Origin of the sequence: Halobiforma lacisalsi AJ5 (assembly GCF_000226975.2) — an archaeon.
In the GTDB taxonomy this organism is placed as follows: domain Archaea; phylum Halobacteriota; class Halobacteria; order Halobacteriales; family Natrialbaceae; genus Natronobacterium; species Natronobacterium lacisalsi.
Genome location: NZ_CP019285.1, coordinates 3,185,099 through 3,208,823, shown reverse-complemented (window position 1 = coordinate 3,208,823; position 23,725 = coordinate 3,185,099). Strand labels below are relative to the sequence as shown.

Annotated in this window: 18 protein-coding genes; 14 read left to right on the top strand and 4 right to left on the bottom strand. The window is 64.1% G+C overall.

What is annotated here, in order from left to right; all coding sequences use genetic code 11:
• Positions 1 to 28: 28 nt before the first annotated feature.
• Complete coding sequence (locus CHINAEXTREME_RS15570; RefSeq protein WP_007142710.1) at positions 29 to 973, bottom strand: DUF106 domain-containing protein; 945 nt, start codon at positions 971 to 973, stop codon at positions 29 to 31.
• Positions 974 to 1,142: 169 nt separating this feature from the next.
• On the opposite strand from CHINAEXTREME_RS15570, the gene CHINAEXTREME_RS15565 reads away from it, so the two are divergent.
• Entirely contained in the window at positions 1,143 to 3,809 is a 2,667-nt protein-coding gene (locus CHINAEXTREME_RS15565; RefSeq protein ID WP_449289593.1) for a vWA domain-containing protein, read from the top strand.
• 254 nt (positions 3,810 to 4,063) lie between these two features.
• Complete coding sequence (locus CHINAEXTREME_RS15560) at positions 4,064 to 5,560, top strand: DUF7289 family protein (protein WP_449289592.1); 1,497 nt, start codon at positions 4,064 to 4,066, stop codon at positions 5,558 to 5,560.
• A gap of 4 nt (positions 5,561 to 5,564) precedes the next feature.
• On the opposite strand, the gene CHINAEXTREME_RS15555 is transcribed toward CHINAEXTREME_RS15560, so the two are convergent.
• Positions 5,565 to 6,200, bottom strand: coding sequence for an adenylate kinase (locus tag CHINAEXTREME_RS15555; RefSeq protein WP_007142707.1), 636 nt, complete (start codon positions 6,198 to 6,200; stop codon positions 5,565 to 5,567).
• A 72-nt stretch (positions 6,201 to 6,272) separates the two neighbouring features.
• Here CHINAEXTREME_RS15555 and CHINAEXTREME_RS15550 point away from each other — a divergent pair, with 72 nt between their 5' ends.
• From CHINAEXTREME_RS15550 to CHINAEXTREME_RS15535, 4 genes are all read left to right on the top strand, one after another.
• The gene (locus tag CHINAEXTREME_RS15550) at positions 6,273 to 6,701 is read left to right on the top strand and encodes a hypothetical protein (protein ID WP_007142706.1); all 429 of its coding nucleotides are present in this window, start codon (positions 6,273 to 6,275) and stop codon (positions 6,699 to 6,701) included.
• Between the two features lie 401 nt (positions 6,702 to 7,102).
• The gene (gene coxB, locus CHINAEXTREME_RS15545; RefSeq protein WP_007142705.1) at positions 7,103 to 8,170 is read left to right on the top strand and encodes a cytochrome c oxidase subunit II; all 1,068 of its coding nucleotides are present in this window, start codon (positions 7,103 to 7,105) and stop codon (positions 8,168 to 8,170) included.
• Entirely contained in the window at positions 8,167 to 10,677 is a 2,511-nt protein-coding gene (locus CHINAEXTREME_RS15540; RefSeq protein ID WP_007142704.1) for a cbb3-type cytochrome c oxidase subunit I, read from the top strand. Before coxB ends, CHINAEXTREME_RS15540 begins: the two co-directional genes overlap by 4 nt.
• Before the next feature lie 190 nt (positions 10,678 to 10,867).
• Positions 10,868 to 11,134 (top strand): cytochrome C oxidase subunit IV family protein, encoded by a 267-nt coding sequence (locus CHINAEXTREME_RS15535; protein ID WP_007142703.1) that lies wholly within the window; start codon positions 10,868 to 10,870, stop codon positions 11,132 to 11,134.
• Positions 11,135 to 11,431: 297 nt separating this feature from the next.
• On the opposite strand, the gene CHINAEXTREME_RS15530 is transcribed toward CHINAEXTREME_RS15535, so the two are convergent.
• A complete protein-coding gene (locus CHINAEXTREME_RS15530) occupies positions 11,432 to 12,400 on the bottom strand; it encodes an FKBP-type peptidyl-prolyl cis-trans isomerase (RefSeq protein WP_007142702.1) in 969 nt (322 codons plus the stop codon).
• Between the two features lie 88 nt (positions 12,401 to 12,488).
• Between CHINAEXTREME_RS15530 and cyaB the strand changes: the two genes are divergently transcribed.
• The 4 genes from cyaB to CHINAEXTREME_RS15510 all read left to right on the top strand — a co-directional run bounded on the left by cyaB (position 12,489) and on the right by CHINAEXTREME_RS15510 (position 17,105).
• The gene (gene cyaB, locus CHINAEXTREME_RS15525; RefSeq protein WP_007142701.1) at positions 12,489 to 13,127 is read left to right on the top strand and encodes a class IV adenylate cyclase; all 639 of its coding nucleotides are present in this window, start codon (positions 12,489 to 12,491) and stop codon (positions 13,125 to 13,127) included.
• Positions 13,128 to 13,220: 93 nt separating this feature from the next.
• Positions 13,221 to 14,426: a methionine adenosyltransferase gene (locus CHINAEXTREME_RS15520; protein WP_007142700.1), complete on the top strand. Its 1,206-nt coding sequence runs from the start codon at positions 13,221 to 13,223 to the stop codon at positions 14,424 to 14,426.
• A gap of 210 nt (positions 14,427 to 14,636) precedes the next feature.
• A complete protein-coding gene (locus CHINAEXTREME_RS15515) occupies positions 14,637 to 15,866 on the top strand; it encodes an MFS transporter (RefSeq protein ID WP_007142699.1) in 1,230 nt (409 codons plus the stop codon).
• 54 nt (positions 15,867 to 15,920) lie between these two features.
• Entirely contained in the window at positions 15,921 to 17,105 is a 1,185-nt protein-coding gene (locus CHINAEXTREME_RS15510; protein WP_007142698.1) for a tRNA sulfurtransferase, read from the top strand.
• 12 nt (positions 17,106 to 17,117) lie between these two features.
• Here CHINAEXTREME_RS15510 and CHINAEXTREME_RS15505 read toward each other — a convergent pair whose 3' ends face one another.
• Entirely contained in the window at positions 17,118 to 17,768 is a 651-nt protein-coding gene (locus tag CHINAEXTREME_RS15505) for a helix-turn-helix domain-containing protein (protein WP_007142697.1), read from the bottom strand.
• 87 nt (positions 17,769 to 17,855) lie between these two features.
• Here CHINAEXTREME_RS15505 and hutU point away from each other — a divergent pair, with 87 nt between their 5' ends.
• From hutU to hutH, 4 genes are read left to right on the top strand one after another with little or no spacing between them, the layout of a single operon-like run.
• Entirely contained in the window at positions 17,856 to 19,646 is a 1,791-nt protein-coding gene (gene hutU / locus CHINAEXTREME_RS15500; protein WP_007142696.1) for a urocanate hydratase, read from the top strand.
• Positions 19,643 to 20,641 (top strand): formimidoylglutamase, encoded by a 999-nt coding sequence (gene hutG, locus CHINAEXTREME_RS15495; protein ID WP_007142695.1) that lies wholly within the window; start codon positions 19,643 to 19,645, stop codon positions 20,639 to 20,641. The genes hutU and hutG overlap by 4 nt, the downstream gene beginning before the upstream one ends.
• Entirely contained in the window at positions 20,638 to 21,873 is a 1,236-nt protein-coding gene (gene hutI / locus CHINAEXTREME_RS15490) for an imidazolonepropionase (protein ID WP_007142694.1), read from the top strand. The genes hutG and hutI overlap by 4 nt, the downstream gene beginning before the upstream one ends.
• A complete protein-coding gene (hutH, locus tag CHINAEXTREME_RS15485; protein WP_007142693.1) occupies positions 21,870 to 23,522 on the top strand; it encodes a histidine ammonia-lyase in 1,653 nt (550 codons plus the stop codon). Before hutI ends, hutH begins: the two co-directional genes overlap by 4 nt.
• Positions 23,523 to 23,725: the final 203 nt, after the last annotated feature.

The following is a 23,725-nucleotide window of genomic DNA, read 5'->3' as shown; positions in this document are numbered from 1 at the left end:
GCCGGTGGCGGTGGCGGTGCTGGACCGATCAGGTCGGCGTCATATCGATGTTCAGCGACTTCCGAAGCAACTGCGTGAAGCCCATCGAGCACAGGAAGTACCAGACGATCCACGCCCACATCGGCCCGAGCAGGCGCTCGTCCAGCGAAACTTCGCCAGCGATGGGCATGATCATCCGCATCTCCGCGTCGGGAACCTCCCCAGTGAGGATGTTCCAGTACATCCACAGGAACAGCGGGATGGTAAACAGCATGATCCAGACCATCGGGCGGAACTGCTCTTTGAACATCCCGAGGTTGTCGGCCATCGCCTCCATCTGCTCCTCGCGAACCTCCTCGAGTTCGTTCTCGAGGCGTTCGATCTCGGCGTCGCTCGCACCGCGTTCTTCGGCCTCCTGCTTTCGCTCGCGGACGTCTTTTTGCTTGTCCTGCATGGCCTTCATCCGTTCCTGATACTTGCCGATGATCTCGGGATTCATCAGGTTCGCCTGCAGGAGCGTCGAGTACAGTCCCGTCAACATCGCGACCGCGAGAATAACTGCGTAGAACGGCAGGGCAGCGTCTAGCGGTCCGAGGACCGTGTCGATCGCGCCGCCGACCGTGTTTCGGACGGAGTCGAACCAGTACCCGATCATCAACAGGAGCGAGCCGACGCCGGCCATCTTGTCCCACTGTGACCACTGCGACTCCTCAGCGTCGACGTCGACGTCGGGGACGTCGATCTCCTCGGCGTCGCCGTCGAGAGCCTCGTCGTAGGCGTTCCGATCGGCGATCTCGAACCCCTCGTCGCCGTCGACCAACAATCCTTTCTCGATCAACCGGCCCCACTGCCCGCTCGTGAGCTCGTCGTTAACGTCCCCCCACTGAATCTCGCCGCCGTTCTCGTCGGCCGCCTCGCGGACCGCCTCGAGAGCGTCTGACATGGAGGCATCCTCGCGGACGAGGGCGTTGACCTTCTCGGCTGTACGCGTCATCTGGTTGAGCTAGTACACGTGCGGTATACAAGTGTTTATCTTCGGTGATCGCCCCGGTTCGCTGTTCGCGAACCGACCGGGGCCTCACAACCGTCGGTCGGCGACCCGACACACCCTTTGATTCCAACAATATATTTTAGTAATTTGAGTATCGATACGTGACTAAGGAATGAACGAGTCGCAAAAAAAGGACATTCGCGGCCGAACGGACCGTGGACTAAGTCCAGTGATAGGATTGATCCTGCTGCTGGGTCTCGTGGCCATGGCTGCGGTCCTCATCCTGCTCACGGGGTTCACGGCGGTCGACACCGTCGAATCCGATATCTCACAAGAGCGGGGCGAACAGGTGATGAGCCAGTTCGACGCCGACCTTCACACGGCGTTGATCGACGGCGACGCGAGCGAATCGGTCTATCTCGCGGAAGAGGGGACCTACGAACTGTCGAACAGCACGCTCTCGGTCAGCGTATCGAACGGCTACAGCGAACCGGAAACGATCGACGACATCGAAATCGGAACGCTCGAGTACGACGACGGCGAGGGTAACCGGATCGGTCACCAGGCTGGCGGTGTCTGGCGAATAGAGGGGGACACATCCACGGTCGTCTCGGAACCGGACATCCGATACTACCGCGAAGAAAACGAGGATGGGGACGAAGTGGGCCGACTCGACCTCTCCGTGACGAGCCTACAGGGCGAGGTCGGGAACGGCGAACACACGGTCGAGCCGCTCGAGCGGGGCGAACCGTCGTCGGTCGACGACGCGATTGACGAGGTCGGCTTCGTCGACGATATTACGCTCACCATCTCGGACACGCCGTACCACGACGCCTGGGCGGAGTTCCTGAAAGACGAGTTCGACGCCGTCGAGGTGGATGACTGCGACGCGGCCCCGTCGGATACGAACGCGGTCTGTCACGACCCCGACAACCAGGAAGTCAGCGTCGTTGCGACGATCGACGCCGACAACCCCTTCGCCGATCATGTCGGCCTCGAGCCAACGGTGTACGGCGGGTTATACGCCGAGGAGAGCGAGGGGAACTACAACGAACTCAACGTGCGCGGGTACGACGATCACGAGGTCGGCACGAACAGCTCCGACGACCTGTTGGTTATCAATGACGACCTCACGCTTACCGGTAGCTCTACGGTCGAAGCCGTCCCCGTCTTAGACGGCATTCTCGACAAAACGGGAGGGAAACCGACCGTCTCCCAGATCACCTATGCTGGTGGAATCGACGGATCGGGTCCGCCGGCCGACTACGAATTTATCAATACGACCGGGGACGGGAATACCGAGGTTTACTGGCTCGACGGGGATACGTCGGACAACTTAGTCGCAAACATGTCGTCCCCGTTCGACCCGGTCGAACCGATCGACGACGAACTCGAAACGGCCGTCGAGGACCTCGAGTACCTCGAGAGCACCGATCAAGCGGGCGATGCGGTCGCGGAAGACGACCTCGAGGCCGGACTCTATTACGGCTCGAGTCTCGACCCGAGTTCGATCGACACCCGTGACGGGGACGTCCACGTCGGGACGGACGGCTCCGTGACGCTCTCCGACCTCGAGATCGAGGGGGGCAACAGCACGTATCTGTACGCAGACGGCCCGGTGACGATCAAAGACGAGGTCACGATAGAGGACGACGATCGGGCACACGCCCTCTGGGTGTACGGAAACAGCAACGACAAGATTACGATCGAGGCGGACTTCGAGGGGGTCGTCTACGCCCCCGGTAGCGAGGTCGAGATCAAAAACAACGTCGAGATCACGGGTGCCGTCGTCGCAGGGGACGTAAAACTCGGTCCGCACGCTACGATCAACTTCGACCGCTCGCTCCGAACCGACGTACCGATTCCCGAAGAAAACCGGGAGATCGAGGTGGTCGAAGTCGGGACTCGAGACCCGCTCGACGTGACGTTCGTGTTGGATCGTTCCGGATCAATGGGTCCAGGGAATCCGTTCTCTTCGTATTACTCACCGAGCACTTTGGAGAAAATTGATGGTGACGAGTGGCAACCGATGCCGGTTGACGATCCGTTCCGAAATTATTGGCGTTATTCCGGGAGCAATAATCGAATCGAGGTAAAAGACGAAAACGGGAACACGAGCGTTCTCGATCCGCGACAGGGCGGGCGGACAGAACAGTGGGAGGAGATCCGTGTCTACCCAGACGATTGTGGATACTTTAGCTGCGACACGTATATCGGCACGTATCCCAATGCCGGGAACGACCCGGACAAGTTGCGGGTCGATGCGACTCGAGACTTCATCGGAATGTTGAACCAGACGGAAGACCGGGCCGGAATCTACGAATTCGCCACTGTATCGGATACGCAGGCACTACAGGAACTCACTGATGACCTCACCAAGGTCGAGGAAAGCGTCGTCGGTAACGAGTACGGCGGTACCAATATCGCTGCCGGGATGGACCGCGCTCTCGACGACTATCGGACGACTCCGGCGAATGGGAACGAACGGGTGATGATCCTCCTGAGCGACGGTGAAAACAGCGATTCAAACGACGACGAAGTTGCCCGTGAGCTAGCGGAGGAAGATGCGAACGACCTCGACGTGACGATTTACACCATCGGGCTCGGGTTCGACGATCTCAACGAAGATCTCCTCGAGGACATCGCCGAAGAGACCGGCGGTGAAAACGTCAACGTCGACGACGCCGAGGAACTCGAGGACGTCTTCGGCGAGATCGGCGAAGACGTCACGGCCGAGTCGGACTTCACCTTCGACATCGACTCGGTCCCCGACTCCGCCAGCGGTTCGAGCGAGTACGTGATCGACATCGACGAACACAGCGTGTTGATCGAGGACTGAACCGAGCGAGCAGAGTTCTCGAAGCGGCCCCGACGGGCCCCACCGGTCGGTTTCGGACTCGAGTCGCGGGATCGATCCGGTAGCAACCGACCGTTCAAATAGTTTATTGCCGCTCGTTGGCCTCGAGCGGTTCTTACTATCGGTGTCGGTCAACCAACGACGACCGTGATATGGGGCCACAAACGGACGTAAACGGTCCTGAAGTGTCTGACCGAAGGTGGCCATTATTCTATCAGTGACTGTCCGATTAGCGTATGCCTTTCCGCAGTCCCGAGGGTCCAGATCGGACCCGCCGCGGGCAGTCGACGCTGATCGGCCTCGTCCTCCTAATTGGAATGGCCGCGGCCATCAGCACGAGCATGCTGCTCGTCGCGGGGACGACAACGGCCGACATTCAACAGGACTCCGAAGACGAGCGGGTCGAGAGCGCGTTCGTGGAACTGGGACAGCAGCTGATGACTACGTCGACCGAAAGCGACGTCGCTCGCTCGATCGACATCGACGTCGGTCAGGACGGTGCGGTCGTACGAGAGGACAGCGGGACGATCAACGTCTCCTCGGAAGCCCTCGAGACCACTGCGTTGGAGGATCTCACGATCGGAACCGTCGAGTACGAAGGAGACGGTGGAACGACGATCGCGTACGAAGCGGGCGCGGTCTTCCGCGAGACAGGGAACGAAACTCGCGTCGTTTCCGCACCGCCTATCCACTACGAGACGGAGACAGATACTCTCACGATGCCGGTCACGACGATCACCGGCGAGCAAGAGCTCGGGACCGGCGACGTGCGTCTCGAGCACGCGGAGACGGAGGCGTTCAGGGAAGCGACCGTGGTCGAAAACGATAGCGTGACGATCACGATCGAGAGCGATTACTACCGCGGCTGGGAGTCGTTCTTCCGGAATCAGGCCGGCGATACGTCGGTCCAGCGAGTCGACCACGAGAACCGAACTATCGAAGTCGAAGTGGGGTACATCGACCTGGAAAGCGCCTACGATTCGGGCGTGACCTACTCGGAGGAAGTGGACGACTTCAAAGACGAGTTCGGAGACGATGCTCGCGTCGGAAATATGCCCGAGATGGACCCAGTCATAGAGGAGATGCGAGAAGACGCAATCGAAGAAGCCAACGAAAACCCGGCCCATGATCTTGGAACGATCACCGGTGACGTGAGCCTAGACGACGGGCTATACTACGCCGACGAGATCGATCTGCAGGACTCGAACACGATCTCCGCGGATGCCTCTTCCGGTAACGTCACGATATTGGTCGATGGGGATGTTACGATCTCTGATCCCCACGCCGAGGTAACCGTAGACACGGAAGGTGAAGATAACGCGTTGCGAATTTATCTAACCGGGAATTTTAATATGGATAAGGGAAAGGTCGCTCCCGATTCGTCCATCGGTGAAACGAAATCCGAACAGTTGCAGGTGTACGGAACCTCTGACCTGGACGGTCGGTTCTGGGACGGGAACTTTACCGGCACGTTCTACGCTGCGAGCAACGATTGGGAGGGACCGAACGAGTTGACCGGCAGCGAGTACCAGGTCGACTTCCACTCCAACCCCGAATTTAACGGAGGACTCGTGGTACACTCGGCCAACATTCATGCCAGTGCGGCGGAATTCGAATACGACGACTCCCTCGAAGGTGGCGAATTCAACGCCTACCCGGGAGACTATACTCTTCCGCCGCAACTGACCTACCTCAACGTCGCAAAACACGAAATCGAAATCGACCAGAACTGACCGGTTACGCCGCGTCTTCGATCGTCGCCCTGACGTCCTCCCAGACTTCGTCCGGCGACTGTTCCCCCTCGACCCGCTCGAGCGTTCCCTTCTCGTCGTAGTACTCGATCACGGGCTCGGTGTTCTCGCGGAAGACGCGGAGTCGCTCTTTGACCGTCTCTTCGGTGTCGTCGTCGCGCTGGACGAGTCGCTCCTCGACTTCGGGATCCTCCGGCGGGTTGTACTCCACGTGGTAGATTTCGTCCGTTTCGGGGTCGAGTCGGCGACCGGTCAGTCGGTGGACGAGTTCGTCCTCGCTAACGTCCAGATAGAGGACGACGTCGAGGTCGGTCATATCCTCGAGTTCCTCGGCCTGCTCGAGGTTTCGCGGGTAGCCGTCGAGGACGAACCCGTCGGCCTGGGAGAGGGCCTCATCGACGATGGCGTTGACGACCTCGTCGGGGACGAGTTCGCCCCGGTCCATGTACTCCCGCGGCGTGTCGTACTCCGTATCCATGTCCGAGATGTCCATGTCTTTGTTTGCACGGAGCGCGTCGCCGGTGGTAATGTGCTCGACGTCGAACTCTTCGGTGATCTTTGCGCTCTGGGTACCCTTTCCTGCCCCGGGCGCGCCGAGGATCAGGATGCGTGGCCCTGCCATACATCACCGTTCAGCGCCGGCGCATAAAGGCTTAAAGAAACGGGCACGTCCGTACGCGTACGACGAACCATCATGACTCGATTCGACGCGTCCGACCCGACGGAACGACGAAAACTGTACGTCGATGCGATCTCGGCTCACCGGAAGCGGAGTCACGGGTTTCTGACCCTTGAGGTCGACGATGACGTCCTGACCGACGACGGGGGCGACTCGAGCGAGGAAGGGCCCGACCCTGACCTCGGAGCACCCTGGCTCCAGTTCGCGGACGGGACGATCAACCTCGACTGCACCGACGCCGAACTCGAGACGCTCAAGTCGACGATCGGTGGTTTCCCGGCGTTCAAGATCGACGAGGTCAACCGACCTGAAGAAGCGGCCGGGACCAACGTACGGATCAGCGCGAAAGCCGACGGGAATCGGATCGCCCAGTTCATCGACGCGGTGTTTCTGGAGGTGTACGAACTGCCCGAGACGTTCCGTGTGTGGGTCGTCGAGATCTGAATCGAGCGTCTCGGCGGAGACTGAGCAGAATCGCGCCTCGGCAGTTCCGAAATTGCGCGCAAGCGCTGACTGCACCAGCGACCGCGAGGCGACCCTCGATTCGGGTCGTGCTCGGCATTCCGTGCCCGAACTGGTTCGGGAGAGTGGATTCTCGACCCGAAAGCAGTTTTCATACATACAGGACCGGGGCGAAAGGTCGATAGAAAAAAGTACACGCGACCCTACGAACCCGTGAAGACTAATAGAAAGTCATCGTGTATCATGGTACGTCCCAACAATGGTCGAACGGGAGTGGAACGCGGGCGGTTTCCAAATAGATAAGTGGCACGGGACACCATCGACCGACATATAGACGGTCTTCAAAAGAGGTGAATACAATCTTCAGCGCACTACAACTTCCGATGGAGGTGGTCCCGAGGACGCGTGTCGACGTGTTCGAGGATATCTTCCTCGTATTCCTCGGGCTGGGTACGCTCGTCGGTATCGTGGTCATCGCGTACACGCTGTACAACGCGTACAAGTACCGCGACACCGAGGATCGATCCGACGACGAGGACCTCCCTTCCGTCGGAGAACTACCGACCGGTGGAAAGGGCGGAAAAAAACTGTTCCTGTCGTTCGGGCTGAGTGCCATCATCGTCATCTCGCTGGTCATCTGGACCTACGGGATGTTGCTGTACGTCGAAGACCCTGGAATGGAAAATCCGGGCGAAGACGCGATGGAAATCGACGTCGAAGGCTGGGCCTTCGAGTGGGACTTCTACTACGAGAACGGCGTGGAGACGTCGTCGCTCGACGATGGACTGGTACTCCCGGCTGATAAACCGATCTGGATAGAGGTGACGTCGACGGACGTCTGGCACACGTTCGGCATATCCGATCTCCGGGTGAAAGCTGACGCCATTCCCGGCGAATACGACCAGACCTGGTTCGTCGCCGACGAACCCGGCGAGCACACCGTGGAGTGTTTCGAACTCTGCGGACCCGGTCACAGCGGGATGACGTCCGACGTCACCGTCTACGAGCAAGATCGGTTCGACGAATGGATGGACGAACAACTGACCATGACGATCACCCTCGAGGACGAAGACGAAGAACGGGTGACCGACGGCTTCGAACTCTCGCTCGAGCACCAGAACAACGACGAGTTCGAAGACGACCTTAGCTTCACCTTCGAGGACGACGAGTTCGAGAACGGGTCGATTACCATCGAGGACATCGAACAGGGCGGCCCCTACGACGTGGAAATCACGTTCGAGGGCGACGAGTTCGACGACATCGAGGATACGATCGATTTCACCGGACCCGTCGACGAGACCTACACCCTCGAGACTCCCGGCGGAGACGACGAGAACGGCGGCGAAGACGGTGAAAGCGGTGACGAGGGTGACGAAAACGGAGAAGAGAACCAAACCGACGATGAAAACACCGACGAAGAAACGACCGACGACGGAGGTGACGGCGAATGAGTGAGCTTCCACCGAGAACGTCGGTCAAGCGCTGGCTCGTTACGACCAATCACAAGGACGTCGGCATCCTTTACATAACGACGGCACTGTTCTTCCTGCTGTTTGGCGGGGTGCTCGCGCTGGCGTTCCGAGCCCATCTCTGGGAAACCGGCGGAACTGGGCTACTGGCGGACCGCGAGTTCAACCAGGCCGTCTCGATGCACGGTCTCTTGATGGTCTTCTGGTTCCTGTCGCCGATCGCGACCGGATTCGCGAACTACTTCGTGCCGCTCCAGATCGGTGCGGACGACCTCGCGTTCCCCCGACTGAACGCCCTGAGCTACTGGTTCTACCTGTTCTCGGGGATCATAGTCGCCCTCTCCTTCTTCCAGGGGAGCGCCTACGCGGGCGGCTGGACGATGTACGCTCCGCTGAACGTCCCCACCTACACGCCGGCAATGCAGGCGACAACCGGTGGGACGGCGACGATCCTCGGATTGGCGCTGTTCCTCATCTCGGTGACGGTCGGGACGGTGAACTTCCTCGTGACGATTCACCGCCAGCGCGCGGAAGGCCTCGGCCTCTGGAACATGCCGATCTTCACGTGGTCGTGGCTGTTGACCGCCTGGATGATGCTGTTCGCGTTCGCGGCACTGTTCGCCGCGGGGCTGCTGTTGCTGTCCGACCGCCTGTTCCTGACCCAGTACTTCGCGACGGACCAGGGGTCGGGGCTGTTGTGGGGACACCTCTTCTGGTTCTTCGGCCATCCGGAGGTGTACATCGTCTTCTTCCCCGCGTTGGGGATCATGTTCGAGACGTTCCAGACCTTCTGTGGTCGACGACTCGTCGGCCGGAAGTGGGTCATCATCGCGATGGTCCTCGTGGCCGTTCAGTCGTTCCTCGTCTGGATGCATCACATGTTCCTGACGACGATCAACCTCGAGATCAAGACCCTGTTCATGGCGACGACCATCGGGATCTCGCTACCGTTCGACCTGATGGTCTTCGCCCTGATTTACACGATGGTCAAGGGACGGGTCCGATTCACGACTCCGTTCCTGTTTAGTCTCGGCGCGCTCGTCCTGTTCATTCTGGGCGGGATCACCGGGGTCTTCCTGGGTGCCGTCGTGCTCGACTACGAGTTCCGTGGCACCTACTGGGTCGTCGCTCACTTCCACTACGTGATGGTCTCGGGCGTTACGGCATTGGTCGGCGGGCTCTACTACTGGTGGCCCAAGATGACCGGAAAGATGTACTCCGAGACACTCGGGAAGCTCAACTTCGCCGTCTACTTCATCGGCTTCAACCTGCTTTACTTCCCGCAGTTCCTCGCGTGGGAGACGCCACGACGCGTCTTCAACTACGCCGAGGGCGCGCAGTTCTACCACCAGCTCTCGACCGTCGGGGCCTTCGTCTTCGGCGCGTCGTTCCTGATCATGTTCTACACGTTCGCCAAGAGCTGGGTCTCCGGCCCCGACGCGCCGGACAACCCATGGGAGTACTCCCGTACGGCCGAGTGGGCGGTCCCGTCGCCGCCGCCGCTCGAGAACTGGACCGGCCGGCCGAGCTACGCCAGCGGCCGACTCGAGTTCGTCGACGACTCCGCGGCCACGACCGACGGTGGCGTCGCTCAGGGCGAAGGGAAAGCAGCCGAGGCGACCGTTGCACACGAGGAGGAACACGCCGATCATGCCAGCATCTGGCCGCTCGGGATCGGATTCGGGACGTTCGTGTTCTTCCTTGGGCTGGCCGGTATCACGCCCTACGTCGTCCAGTTCGCGGAAGGTGTCGCCGAAACCGTCGAGTACGAACCGACGCGAGAAGCGCTGTCCGGACTCGTCGGCGTCGCCGCCGAGCCGAACATAATCTACCCGGTGCTGACGCTGCTCGGGATCGCGATCATGGGCGTCTCGCTGTTCAAGTTCGGCGTCGAGGAGTTCAACGTGCCCGAGCCCGCGGTCGCCGAACGGTGGCCGTTCGAGGGCGTCGACAACACGAAGTTCGGCGTCTGGGTGTTCCTCGCCTCGGACGTCATGGTCTTCGGCGCCATCATCGGCGGCTACATCTTCCTGCGGCTCCACATGGGCTGGGGCCAGTGGGAGAAGGTGCCGTTCGCCTCCTGGCCCGGCCTGCTGAACACCTACGTCCTGTTGACCTCGAGTTTCACGGTCATCCTGGCGCTGGTGTTCGCCGAGCGCAAGAACAAGAAGGGCCTGCTCGGTTCGATGCTCGCGACGCTCCTGCTCGCGTTCACGTTCATGGGCGTCAAGGCCTACGAGTACGGCTACAAGTTCTCCCACGGCGAGTACTGGTGGACCAGCATCGAGTACTCGGTCTACTTCGTCACGACGGGGCTGCACGCCCTGCACGTGATCCTCGGGGTCCTGATCGCGCTGTTCATGGTCTACCGGATCGTGAGCGTCGACGCGTACCTCGAGGACCATCGTCCGGTCGAGTACTTCGGGCTCTACTGGCACTTCGTCGACATCGTGTGGGTGTTCCTGTTCCCGCTGTTCTACCTGATGTAGGACGGCGATAACGGACGCCCGCCCGGTTTTCGTCTCGCTTTCGTTCTTCGATCTTCTCTCACCGTTCGCCCGAGACTCGTAGGAGTGGAGACGTCTCGAGCGAACGGTATCGAGACTCGTGTGGATCGGTGACGGTCCTCTCCGTTCATATGAGGAAGGTATAAGTGGTCGCCACCCGCAATTGGGGGCAATGGCTGAGATTCGAACGTACGCCCTGATCTACGTGGCACTGTTGCTCCTGGGTACGGGCAAGTTCGTGTTCTTCGAGTTCGATCAGTACTTCACGTATACGATGGCAATGGGGGGAACGATCCTGCTGGCGGTTACGAAGTCATTGCTGATCGCTGGCTTCTACCAGCACCTCGTCGAAGAACCGCGTTCGATCACGTACATGATGGGTGTCGCCGTGTTCATGGTCTTCCTGCTTGCCGTCGCGGCGGGCTACTCCATCCAGTAACGGTTCCGAACAGGTCTGCGGTCGTTTCTCCCGGCGTTTGTAACTGATACCCGTTCCCCGTCCGACCCGCCCACTATCCGTTTCGCTCGCACGACTGTTCTGCAGTGATACACGCTCCTGTATCGCCTCGAGCAATCCGCGAGAAAGTTCGAACCCGACCGAACGGACAAACGACCGTCGACGACGAACAAGGAAGGATAGAGGGGCAGAAACGGCCCGTCGGGATCGTCCGAGTCCGGCCGCTCGAGTCCGGAAACGAAAACGAGCCGGGAGAACCGGCAGAAGAAAACGGCTACGTTACTCTTCGGCGCCTTCGAGCTCTTCGACGATCTCGTCGGCGTCGACGTCGGCGTCCTCGAGGGCCTCCTCGATGTCGCCGCCGCCGGCACCGCCCATGCCGCCCATCATACCGGGCATGCCCATGCCGCCCATGCCGTCGATGACTTCCTGGACGATGAGTCGGTCGACGCCGATCTGGTCGATGATCTGCTGACCGATCTGCTGTTTGCCCATCATCCACTGCTGGTTCATCGTCATCTGGGGCGTCGCCTCGAGGTAGAGGGTCTCCTTCTCGACGACTTCGGTCTCGAACTCGGGCTCGGCGTCTTCATCGTCCTCGTCGGGTTCGACGGGGACCTCTTCCTCGACTTCGTCGGTCTCGATCCAGAGCTCGGGTTCCATGCCGAGCATCATCTCGAAGAGACCGGCGGCCTGCTGCTCGCGGTCGTCGACGACGTCGACGACTTCGTACTCGTACTCGACGTCCTCGCCGGCCAGCGGGTGGTTGAAGTCGACGCGGGCACGACCGCCGATGATCGTGCTGATGTAGCCCTGGCGACCGTCGACCTGGACGTTCGCGCCGGGGTAGCGGTCGTCCTCGTCGATTTTCTCGGCGCTGACGGTCTCGACGTTGTCGGGGTCGTACTCGCCGAAGGCGTCCGCGGCGGGGACCGTCACGGTGCCCTCGTCACCGGGCTCGGAGCCGATGACAGCTTCTTCGACGTCCTCGAAGATGTGACCCTCGCCCAGCACGATCGTGCGGGGCTTGAACTCCTGGCCCTGGTCGTCGACGCCCTCTTCTTCGGCGACGTCGGGGTCGGTCGTGTCGACCAGCTGTTCCTCTTCGACGGTGTAGGCGGTGTAGGCGAGCTTGACGAAATCGCCTTCCTGAAGCCCTTCGGCTTCGGTCTCGGTTTCGTCTTCGACTGCGGCTTCGTCGACGTCATCGGCCTGCTCGTCTAGCTCGGCCTCTTGATCCTCGGTCATACCTTGTACGTCCGCCCGTCTACATTTAAGTACGACGTTTTCCCGCGAGAGCGACCGATACTTACGACCGCTCGGCGTCGCAGCGAGTATGTACGAGGTCGAAGTCAAGGTCCCGGCGGACTTACAGCGAGTCCGGGAACAGCTCGAGAGCCTGGAGGCTGGCGCACGACCGCTGGAGAGCGTGGTTCAGGTCGATACCTACTACGATGCGCCCCATCGCTCGTTTCCCGAGACTGACGAGGCGCTTCGGATCCGGTCGGAACGAACGGTGAGCGAGGCCGACGTGGTGGAGACCGAACCCTCCCAGGCAGAAGAAAGCGAGAGGGACGACGATCGAACGAAGCTCACGTACAAGGGCCCGCTCGTCGACGACGAGTCGAAAACCCGGGAGGAAGTCGAGACCCTGGTCGGCGACCGGACGGCGATGGACGCGCTCTTGACGAACCTGGGCTTCGATCCGGCGGCGACGGTCCGGAAGTCCCGTGATCGGTACGCCGTGTCGGTCGCGGACCTCGAGTTCGAGGACACGGCTGCCGAGACGTTGCTGGTCACCCTCGACGAGGTCGACGGCGTCGGCGAGTACGTCGAAGTCGAAACCGAGATCGACGACGAGGGGGACCTCGAGGCCGCACGGGAGGCTGCCTATGCTCTCCTCGAGCGGCTGGGACTCGATCCCGACGACGGGGTTCGGACCTCGTATCTCGGCCTATTGCTCGAGCGGTCCTGACGCTCTCGGCCCGCGAGCGTATAACCCACGGGTATCGGATCGACGAAATCCCTTTCCGCAAGTTATAGAACCACGCTGTTCGAAGACCCGGCAATGAGCGAGCGGAATATTCGAGTCGAGCCGATCGACCGGCAGGCAGTAGAAGACCAGGAGGTCGAGATCGTCGAGCGAAAGGGGATCGGCCATCCCGATTCGATCTGTGACGGCGTCGCCGAGAGTGTCGCCAGCGCCCTGGCCCAGGAGTACCTGGACCGGGTCGGCAAGGTATTGCACTTCAACACCGACGAGACCCAACTCGTCGCAGGCGAAGCCGCGCCCGCGTTCGGCGGCGGCGAAGTCGTCGATCCCATCTATCTCCTGATCGTCGGCCGTGCGACCAAACGCTACGAGGGCCAGACGATCCCGACCGAGCGGATCGCGCTGACGGCCGCTCGCGAGTACTTGGAGGAGACGATCCCCCAGCTCGAGTACGGCGAGGACATCATCGTCGACGTCAAACTCGGCGAGGGAAGCGGGGACCTGCAGGAGGTCTTCGGCGAGGACGAAGTGAGCGTCCCGATGGCCAACGACACGAGTTTCGGCGTCGGCCACGCGCCGCTGACGGAGACGGAACAGATCGTCTCCGAGGCCGAACGCCGGCTGAACGGCGAGTTCGCCGAGGAGAACCCCTACCTCGGCCCGGACGTGAAGCTCATGGGGAAACGCGAGGGCGACAAGATCGACGTCACCGTCGCGGCGGCGATGATCGACGAGTACATCGCGGATCTGGACGAGTACGACCGGGCCGTCGAGTCGGTCCGCGAGTTCGTCGCCGAGGTCGCAGCCGAACACACGAACCGCGAGGTCGACGTCCACGTCAACACGGCCGACGACTACGACGAGGGGTCGATCTACCTCACCGTCACCGGTACGTCCGCCGAACAGGGCGACGACGGCTCTGTCGGCCGCGGTAACCGCGCTAACGGACTCATCACGCCGAACCGCTCGATGTCGATGGAGGCGACCAGCGGCAAGAACCCCGTCAACCACATCGGGAAGATCTACAACCTCCTCTCGACCGAGATCGCCGAATCCGTCGTCACCGAGGTCGACGGCATCCGCGATCTTCGTGTCCGACTGCTCTCCCAGATCGGCCGGCCGATCGACCAGCCCCACGTCGCCGACGTCCACGTCGTCACCGAGGACGGCGTCACGATCGACGACGTCGACGCCGAGATCGAAGCGATCGTCGACCGCGAACTCGGAGACGTCACGGAGATCACCCGCCGCGTAATCGACGGCGAACTCTCGACGTTCTGAGCGGTCCAGTCGGTCCGAATCTGGAGTCCCGTTTTCCTCCTGGTTCCGCTCCAGTAGCCACTGCCGTCCGATATCGCACTCGAGCGTCACGTCCCACCGGATCAGTCCCGGCCCGGTAGCGACAGTGCGGACCGGATCCGACAGAACGATTAGCTGGGGTCTCGTTCGTCGAGACGAGTTACGTTTCGAAATAGTACGGAGCGATCACCAGTGAAGTTCCCCTCCCTCGAGTCCAACCGGGTCGTGCTCGCGGTCGTCGCCAGCACCTTCTTCGTCGGATTCGGCGGCGGGGTCATCTTCCCGATCCTGCCGAACCTCGGCGAGTACCTGGGGATCTCCGCGTTCATGGTCGGCTTCATCCTGAGCGCGAACCGGTTCACCCGGCTGGTGGCGAACGCGCCGGCCGGCGCGCTGGTTGACCGGATCGGCACCCGCACGCCGTTTATCGCCGGGTTGGCGATCGAGGGGGTCGCGACCTCGATGTACGTCGTCGCGCTGGTTGCTCCGCTCCCGGAGTTCTGGTTCATCGTTGCACGGGTACTGTGGGGCCTGGGTAGTGCCCTCGTCTTCGCGACGGCCTACACCATCACGGCCGACGTCAGCGAGGCCGACTCGAGAGGGACGAGCATGGGCATCGTGCGGGCGGGGATCACGTTCGGCTTCCCTGCCGGCCTGGTGCTGGGCGGGATCGTCAGCGACGTCTGGAGCAACGGCGCGGCGTTCGTCCTCGCGGCCTCGTTCGCAGGGCTTGCGAGCGTCATCGCGTACCTGATCGTCCCCGAAACGCACGTCGAGGGAGAACAGGAGTCGGTCAAGCCCTGGGACCTCGAGATTTCGGTGCCGGCCGTCACCGTCGGCCTCGTGAACTTCGGGCTCTACTTCGCGTACATCGGCGTGCTGTTCTCGACGCTCGTGCTCCTGCTCGATGCGCGTGCCGTCTCGATCTTCGGCCTCGACGCGCAGGGGTCGTCGGGCATGCTGATGGCCGTAACGGTGCTCACCGGGTCGGTGTTTACGCTCGGTGGCGGCGTCCTGAGCGATTCGGTCGGCGCTCGCGTCCCCGTCCTGCTGGGCTTTCTGCTTACCTCGTTCGTCGGGTTCGTCGCGCTGTCGGTCGGTCGGAGTTTCGAGGTGCTGGTACTCGCCTGCGTGCTGATCGGTGCGGGGCAGGGCGGCGTCGGCGGCCCGCTGACGGCGTTGCTGGCCGATCTCACCCCCGAGGACAGGGTCGGTCGCGCGATGGGGACCAACAACGTCCTCGGCGACGTCGGGGGCGGACTCGGACCGCTCGTCTCGCTCCCGCTCGTCGAGGCCGTCAGTTTCGAGTTCGTTTACGGAGTCAGCGCCGCCCTGCCGCTGCTCGCGGGAGTCGTCCTCGTCGGCGGTATCTACGCCCATACGGGCCGGATGAACCCCTCGATCGGCGAGTCGGCCGGGTAATTCGACGGGCCACGCTCGTAACCCCCTTATAGCCCCGGTCATCTATCCACGCCCATGCGCCCCCCTGGAGCCGACACGGTCCTCGTCCGCCACGGCGACCTCAATACGAAGAGTAACACGGTCAAACGCTACATGGAAGACCTCCTCGCGGCGAACCTCGAGGCCTTGCTCGAGGATCGGTCCATCCCCGGCGAGGTCGAGCGCCGCTGGAATCGCCCCCTGATCCACACGGACGAGGACGCGGTCGACGCCGCGACCGCGGCCGCCACGGACACCTTCGGCGTCGTCTCCGCGAGTCCCGCGGTGACCGTCAGCACGGAGAAAGCGCGAATCCTCGAGGTCCTCGAGGAGACCGCCCGCGAGTGTTACGACGGCGGGACGTTCGCCGTCGACGCCCGCCGGGCCGACAAGACCCTCCCCTACGACAGCGAGGACCTCGCTCGAGAGGGCGGGGCGGCCATCTGGGACGTCGTCGAGGACGAGTGTGAGTTCGAACCAGCGGTCGACCTCGACGACCCGGACGTCACGTTCGGCGTTGAGGTCCGGGAGGACCTCGCCTTCGTCTACCTCGAGTCGGTCTCCGGACCGGGCGGGCTCCCGCTCGGGGCCCAGGAGAAGACGATCGCGCTCGTCAGTGGCGGGATCGATTCGCCGGTGGCTGCCTACGAGATGATGAGACGCGGCAGCCCGATCGTCCCGGTCTACGTGGACCTCGGACAGTACGGGGGGATCGACCACGAGGCTCGAGCGATGGAGACGGTCCGGACGCTCGCCGAGTACGCTCCGAACTTCGACATGCAGGCCTACAAGGTCCCCGGCGGCGAGACGGTCGATCTGCTGGTCGACGAGATGGAGGTCGGCCGGATGCTCTCCCTGCGGCGCTTCTTCTACCGGGCCGCGGAGGTGCTGGCCGAGCGCGTCGACGCCCACGGGATCGTCACGGGGGAGGCGGTCGGCCAGAAGTCGAGCCAGACCGTCCAGAACCTCGGGGTCACCAGCCGGGCGACGTCGCTGCCGATCCACCGACCGCTACTGACCTGGGACAAACACGACATCGTCGACCGCGCCCGCGAGATCGGGACGTTCACTGACTCGACGATCGACGCGGGCTGTAACCGCGTCGCGCCCGACCGCACGGAGACGAACGCACGCCAGAAACGGCTCCTCGAGAGCGAGCCCGACGACCTGCTCGAGCGGGCCGAGGAGGCGGCGAGGGCGGCGGAACTCGTCGAACCCTAGTACCTTAGTACCCTAGTACAGGTACGACACCAGCGTCGTCAACAGTTTCTGCTCGGCGCGCCGGAGGTGATCCTCCACCGTCCGCCGACTGACCTCGAGTTCCCCGGCCAACGCCTCGGTCGTCGTCTCCCGCGGCAACTCGTAGTACCCCCGCTCGACGGCCAGCGACAGCACCTCGCGCTGGCGGCCCGTCAGTTCCGGCAGGGCGTCGTCCAGGGTCAACAGCGGCGAGGAGTGAGAGGGAACGGTTATCTCGCGTTTGCTGCGGACGTCGATGTGGAACCCGTCCTCGAGCAGGTCGACGTACAGGTCGGTGAGGCTGTCGGCCTCGAGCGCGAGGATCCGGCAGTGTTTGGTGCCGTCCTCGTACCGCAGCGGTGGCACGAGCAGACAGTTGTGCGCTGCGAGGTAGCGGTCGATGTGGGTCTCGTCGTACCCCTTGAAACACGAACTCGTGATGACGACGGCTTCGTCGTCGTGTCGGACCTGCTCTTCGACCCCGACGGTGTCGCGGATCCGCGAGAGCAGCGGCTCGATCCGGGAGCCAGCGGCGTAGAGCAGGTCCGAGTGCTCGTTACACCAGAGTTCGATCCTGCAGTCGCTCCCTTCGGTCGGTTCCGTGTAGACGGTCGAGTCCGCGATGGCAAAGGTCGCTTCGTACACGTGGTACCAACAAGCACGCCTTAACGTATAAAGGCACTTCCGAAGGGAACGTGATCGATATTGGTCCGTCACGTGCTAGTACTGAACATGACAGAACAGCAATCGTCGACGCAGGCACGGGATCGACTCGGCGAGCCGAGCAACCAGTGGCGCGAGTACCAGGGTGCGCCGACCGGGACCGATCTCGAGTGTGAGGGCTGGCGACAGGAGGCCGCACTCCGGATGCTCAACAACAACCTCGATCCGGAGGTCGCCGAAAAGCCGGAAGAGCTGGTCGTCTACGGCGGCACCGGCCGGGCGGCCCGGTCGTGGGACGCCTACGACGCCATCCTCGAGGAACTCCGGACGCTCCCGGACGACGAGACCCTCCTGGTACAGTCGGGCAAGCCCGTGGGTCGGTTCGAAACTCACGAGCGCGCGCCCCGGGTGCTGATCGCGAACTCGAACCTCGTCGGCAGGTGGGACGACTGGGAGCACTTCCACGAACTCGAGGCCGAGGGGAAGATCATGTACGGCCAGATGACCGCGGGGTCGTGGGCCTACATCGGTACCCAGGGGATCATCCAGGGGACCTTCGAGACGCTCGCCGAGTTGGCACGGCAACACTTCGAGGGCGATTTGAGCGGTAAGATCGTCGCGACCGCCGGCCTGGGCGGGATGGGCGGCGCACAGCCGCTCGCGGTCACGATGAACGGCGGCGTCTGCATCGCGGCCGAGGTCGACGAGGAGCGGATCGACCGGCGCATCGAGACGGGCTACTGCATGGAGAAGGTCGACGACGTCGACGAGGCGATCGAGCGGGCCGAGGAGGCCGCCGAAGCAGGCGAAGCCTATAGCGTCGGCGTCCACGTCAACGCCGCCGAGTTACACGAACGGTTCCTCGAGCGCGGGTTCGTCCCGGACGTGGTCACCGACCAGACCAGCGCTCACGACGCGCTCGAGGGGTACTACCCCGCGGGCTACACTGTCGAGGAGGCCGACGAACTCCGCGAGAGCGATCCCGAAACGTACCGCGAGGAGAGCCTCGAGACGATGGAGCGCCACGTCGACGGTATCCTCGAGTTACAGGATCGGGGTGCGGTCGCCTTCGAGTACGGGAACAACATCCGCGGCCAGGTCGAGGACCACCGCGAGGAGCGCCCGTGGCCCGTGTCTGGCAGCGAGCCCGATGAACGCCAGCCGTTCGACTTCCCCGGGTTCGTCCCCGCCTACATCCGCCCGCAGTTCTGTCGCGGCAAGGGGCCGTTCCGCTGGGTCGCGCTCTCGGGTGATCCGGCGGACATCCACCGGACCGACGAGGCCGTCCTCGAGTTGTTCCCCGAGAAGGACCATCTCCGGCGGTGGATCGAACTCGCACAGGACGAGATTCAATTTCAAGGACTCCCCAGCCGGGTCTGCTGGCTCGGCTACAGCACGGAGGGCGACGAGGAACTGACCGAGCGCGCGCGCTTCGCCCTGCGGATCAACGAACTGGTCGCCGAGGGCGAGATTTCGGCCCCGGTCGTGGTCACGCGGGACCACCTCGATGCGGGCTCGGTCGCGAGCCCCAACCGAGAGACCGAGGCCATGAAGGACGGCACCGACGCGGTCGCGGACTGGCCGATCCTGAACGCCCTGCTGAACTGCGCGGCCGGCGCGGACATCGTCAGCGTCCACGACGGCGGCGGCGTCGGCATCGGCAACGCCCTCCACGCGAACAACCACGTCGTCCTCGACGGGAGCGACCTGGCCGCCGAGAAGGCCCGCCGGGTGTTCACCACCGACCCTGGGATGGGCGTGATCCGCCACGCCGACGCGGGCTACGAGGAGGCACTTTCAGAAGCCCGCGAATCGAACGTCGAGGTACCGATGGCAACGGAGGCCGATCTCGAGCGATGAGCGGAGACGACGACCTCGCCGACCGACTGACCGTCCACCCCGACTGGGATGCGGCCGGCGGCTGGCGGACGGTCGCCGAGGCGAGCGACCCCAACGACGAACTGTTCGGCCACGTGGTCGAGACGCCGGGTGACGGTGACGGCTCCGAAGCGCCGGACGCCCAAGCCGTCCTCGTCGGCGAACCCTACGACGGCGCGGTCATCGGACGCGACGGCGCACGCGAGGGGCCGACGGCGATCCGGCGGTCGCTCGCGCGGGTGAAGACCCACCACTTCGACGGCGGTCCCGTCCGTTCGGTGGCCGACCTCGGTGACGTCCGACGGCTCGTCGACGGCCCGGAGAACGAGGAAGCCGTCGCCGACGTCCAGTCGACCCTCGCGGAGACGACGGCGCTCGTCCACGACCGCGAGGCCCTCCCGGTCTTCTTCGGCGGAGACAACTCGCTTACGTACCCGAACGTCGCGCCGTTGCTCGAGGACGCCGCCGTCGGCGTCGTCAACCTCGACGCGCACCTCGACGTCCGCGAACCCGTCGACGGCCCGACCAGCGGCACGCCGTACCGGCAACTGCTCGAAGACGGACTCGACCGCTACGCCTGTCTCGGGGCGCGCCACTTCGAGACCTCGACGGCCTACCACGACTACGTCCGCGAGCACCGCGGCGAGGTCGTCACCGCCGAGGAGGTCGGCGAGGATCCGGTCGCGGCGACGGGACGCGCGCTCGAGGCGATGGACGATGTCGACCGCGTCTACGTCAGCGTCGACTGCGACGTCCTCGACGCGGCGGCCGCACCCGGCGTGAGCGCGCCGACGCCGGGCGGGCTGTCGACCCGGGAGCTGTACCGGGTCCTGCGGGTACTCGCCGGCGACGACCGGATCGCCGGGTTCGAGGTCGTCGAGTGTGCACCGGCACTCGACCGCCGGGACCTCACCGTCGACGCGGCCGCGCGGGCCGTCGCACACTTCCTGGCCGGCTATCTGGAGGGGAGACGATGACGGAGCGGACGTGCGTCGTCTACGGCGCGAGCGAACTGGTCGTCGGGCCAGCGAACGACGACGAGGACGAAGGCCCTCTCGAGACCATCGAGAACGGCGCCTTCGCCGCGGTCGGTGACGAAGTCGTCGCCGTCGGCACGACCGACGAAATCGTCCGCGAGTACCCGCCCGAGAACGCCGACGTCGCGGTCGACGCCGACGGGAACGCCGTCGTCCCCGGCTTCGTCGACCCCCACACCCACGCCGTCTTCGCCGGCGACCGCTCCGACGAGTTCGAGGCCAAACTCCGCGGGAAGAGCTACCAGGAGATCCTCGAGGACGGCGGCGGGATCCTGCGGACCGTCCGGGCCACCCGCGAGGCGAGCGACGAAACCCTCCTCGAGAACCTGCTCGGCCACCTCGACGCCATGCTCGCGCGGGGAACGACGACCGTCGAGGTCAAGTCCGGTTACGGTCTCGACACCGAGACCGAACTGCGCCTGCTCGAGGCGATCGACCGGGCCGACGAGGCCCACCCCGTCGACCTCGTTCCGACGTTCCTGGGTGCCCACGCCGTTCCGGAAGGGGAGTCGACCGACGACTACGTCGACCGCGTCGTCGACGACCAGCTCCCGGCGGTCGAATCCCAGGGGATCGCCGAGTTCTGCGACGTCTTCTGCGAGGAGGGCGTCTTCGACGTCGAGCAGTCCCGGCGGGTCCTCGAGGCCGGACTCGAGGCCGGACTGACGCCGAAGGTCCACGCCGAGGAGTTCACGCGGCTGGGCGGGGCGGAACTGGCGGCCGACCTCGCGGCCGCGAGCGCCGACCACCTCCTGCACGCGACCGACGAGGACGTCGAGGCGATGCGCGCGGCGGACGTGGTTCCCGTCTTGCTGCCCGGGACGGCGTTCGGCCTCGGGGCCGACTATGCCGACGCGCGGGCGTTCCTCGAGGCCGGCTGGCCGGTCGCGGTCGCGACGGACTTCAACCCGAACTGCCACTCCCGGAGCATGGGGTTCGTCCAGACGCTGTCCTGCGTCGAGATGGGGATGACCCCCGCGGAGGCGCTGCGAGCGTCGACCAGCGCGGCCGCCCGGGCGCTCGACCGCGACGACGGGACCGGGACGCTGGGAGTCGGTGCGCCGGCCGACGCCGTCGTCCTCGAGGCGCCGTCGTACGCCCACATCGCCTACCGGTTCGACACGCCCGCAGTGGACACGGTCCTGAAGGGCGGCGAGGTGGTTCGATCGTGAGCGCGGTCGAACTCGACGGCGAGACGCTGACGCCCGAGGACGTCGTCGCGGTCGCCCGGGAGGACGCGACGGTCGTCGTGCCCGAACCGGCCCGCGAGCGAGTGCGAGCGTCGCGTCAGCGCGTCGAAGACGTCGTCGACGGCGAGGAGGCCGTCTACGGGCTCAACACCGGCTTCGGCGAACTCGTCGACGAGCGGATCCCGACCGAGGATCTCGAGGCGCTCCAGCACAACCTGCTTCGCAGCCACGCCGCGGGGGCTGGCCGCGAACTCGAGCGGGAGGAGGTCCGCGCGATGATGGTCGCCCGGATCAACGCCCTCGTGAAGGGCTACTCCGGGATCCGCGAGGACGTGATCGACCACCTGGTCGCGTGCTGTAACGAGGGGGTCCACCCGGTCGTCAAGTCCCGCGGTAGCCTCGGCGCGAGCGGCGACCTCGCGCCACTGGCTCACATGGCACTGGTGCTGGTCGGCGAGGGCGAGGCCGTCGTCGAGCGAGACGGAGACGACGTGCGACTCCCCGGCGACGAGGCGCTTTCGGAGATCGGCCTCGAGCCGCTGTCGTTGGCCCCGAAGGAGGGGCTCGCGCTCATCAACGGCACCCAGCTGACGGTCGGGCTGGCCGCGCTCGCGGTCGTCGACGGCGAACGGCTCGTCCGTGCGGCCGACGCCGCGGGCGCGCTGACGACCGAAACGAGTCTCGGCACGACGGCGACGTCCGACCCGGCGATTCACGAGGTACGACCGCACACGGGACAGGGGGAGAGCGCCGCGGCGATCCGACGGCTCACCGCGGGCAGCGAGATCGTCGAGGCCCACCGGAACTGCGACCGCGTTCAGGACGCCTACTCGCTGCGGTGTCTCCCGCAGGTCCACGGCGCGGTCCGGGACGCCCTCGAGCACCTCCGGGAGGCCGTCGCCGTCGAACTCAACAGCGCGACGGACAACCCGCTCGTGTTCCCCGCCGAGCGCGTCGCCGACCCCGGCCGTGCGTCGGGGACCGACCGCGCGTCGGTGCTGTCGGGCGGGAACTTCCACGGCGCGCCCTTGGCACTGCGCCTCGAGTACGTCCGCCTCGCGCTGACGGACCTGGCCGCCATCTCGGAGCGCCGGATCGATCGGCTGCTGAACCCGAACCTGCAAGAACCCCACCTCCCGCCGTTCCTGGCGGCCGACAGCGGCGTCGAGTCGGGATTCATGATCGCCCAGTACACCGCCGCCGCCTTACTCAACGAGATCCGGGCGATCGACGCGGCCTCGAGCGACAACACGCCCGTCAGCGGCGGTCAGGAGGACCACGTCAGCATGAGTTCCCAGTCCGCGCTCGGCGTGCGGACGGCCCTGGAGAACGCGACGTGGATCGTCGCGGCCGAACTGATCTGTGGAACCGAAGCCGCCGAGTACGTCGACGATGCCTTCGACGCCGCGACGGCTGCGAGCGGTTCGAGCGAGGGTGACGAAAGGGACAGGAACGGATCTGGACTCTCGCTCGGCGACGGAACCGCCGCCGTCCGGCACCTCGTGCGGGAGGTCGTCCCACCCCTTACCGAGACGGGTGATCGCCCGGTGCATGCCGACGTCGAGAGCGTCGTCGCGCTGCTCGAGGACGGACTCGTCGACGCGGCGGTCGATGACGCACTCGAGTCGTAGGTTCTCTTTCTCTCGTTCTTCGCAGCAGGGCGCCCGGCGACTTCTCCGGGTGCGATCGCCGTGACGGACGATCCGGTTCACACGTGTCTATCGGACAAGGTTATGAGTCTCCAGACCGTAGCCGCCGCTGCCTTCGGATATCCGGAGGCAACGGGTGCGAGGAAATCCATTCGAATCCCCACCACCTACCGTCCTCGCAACCC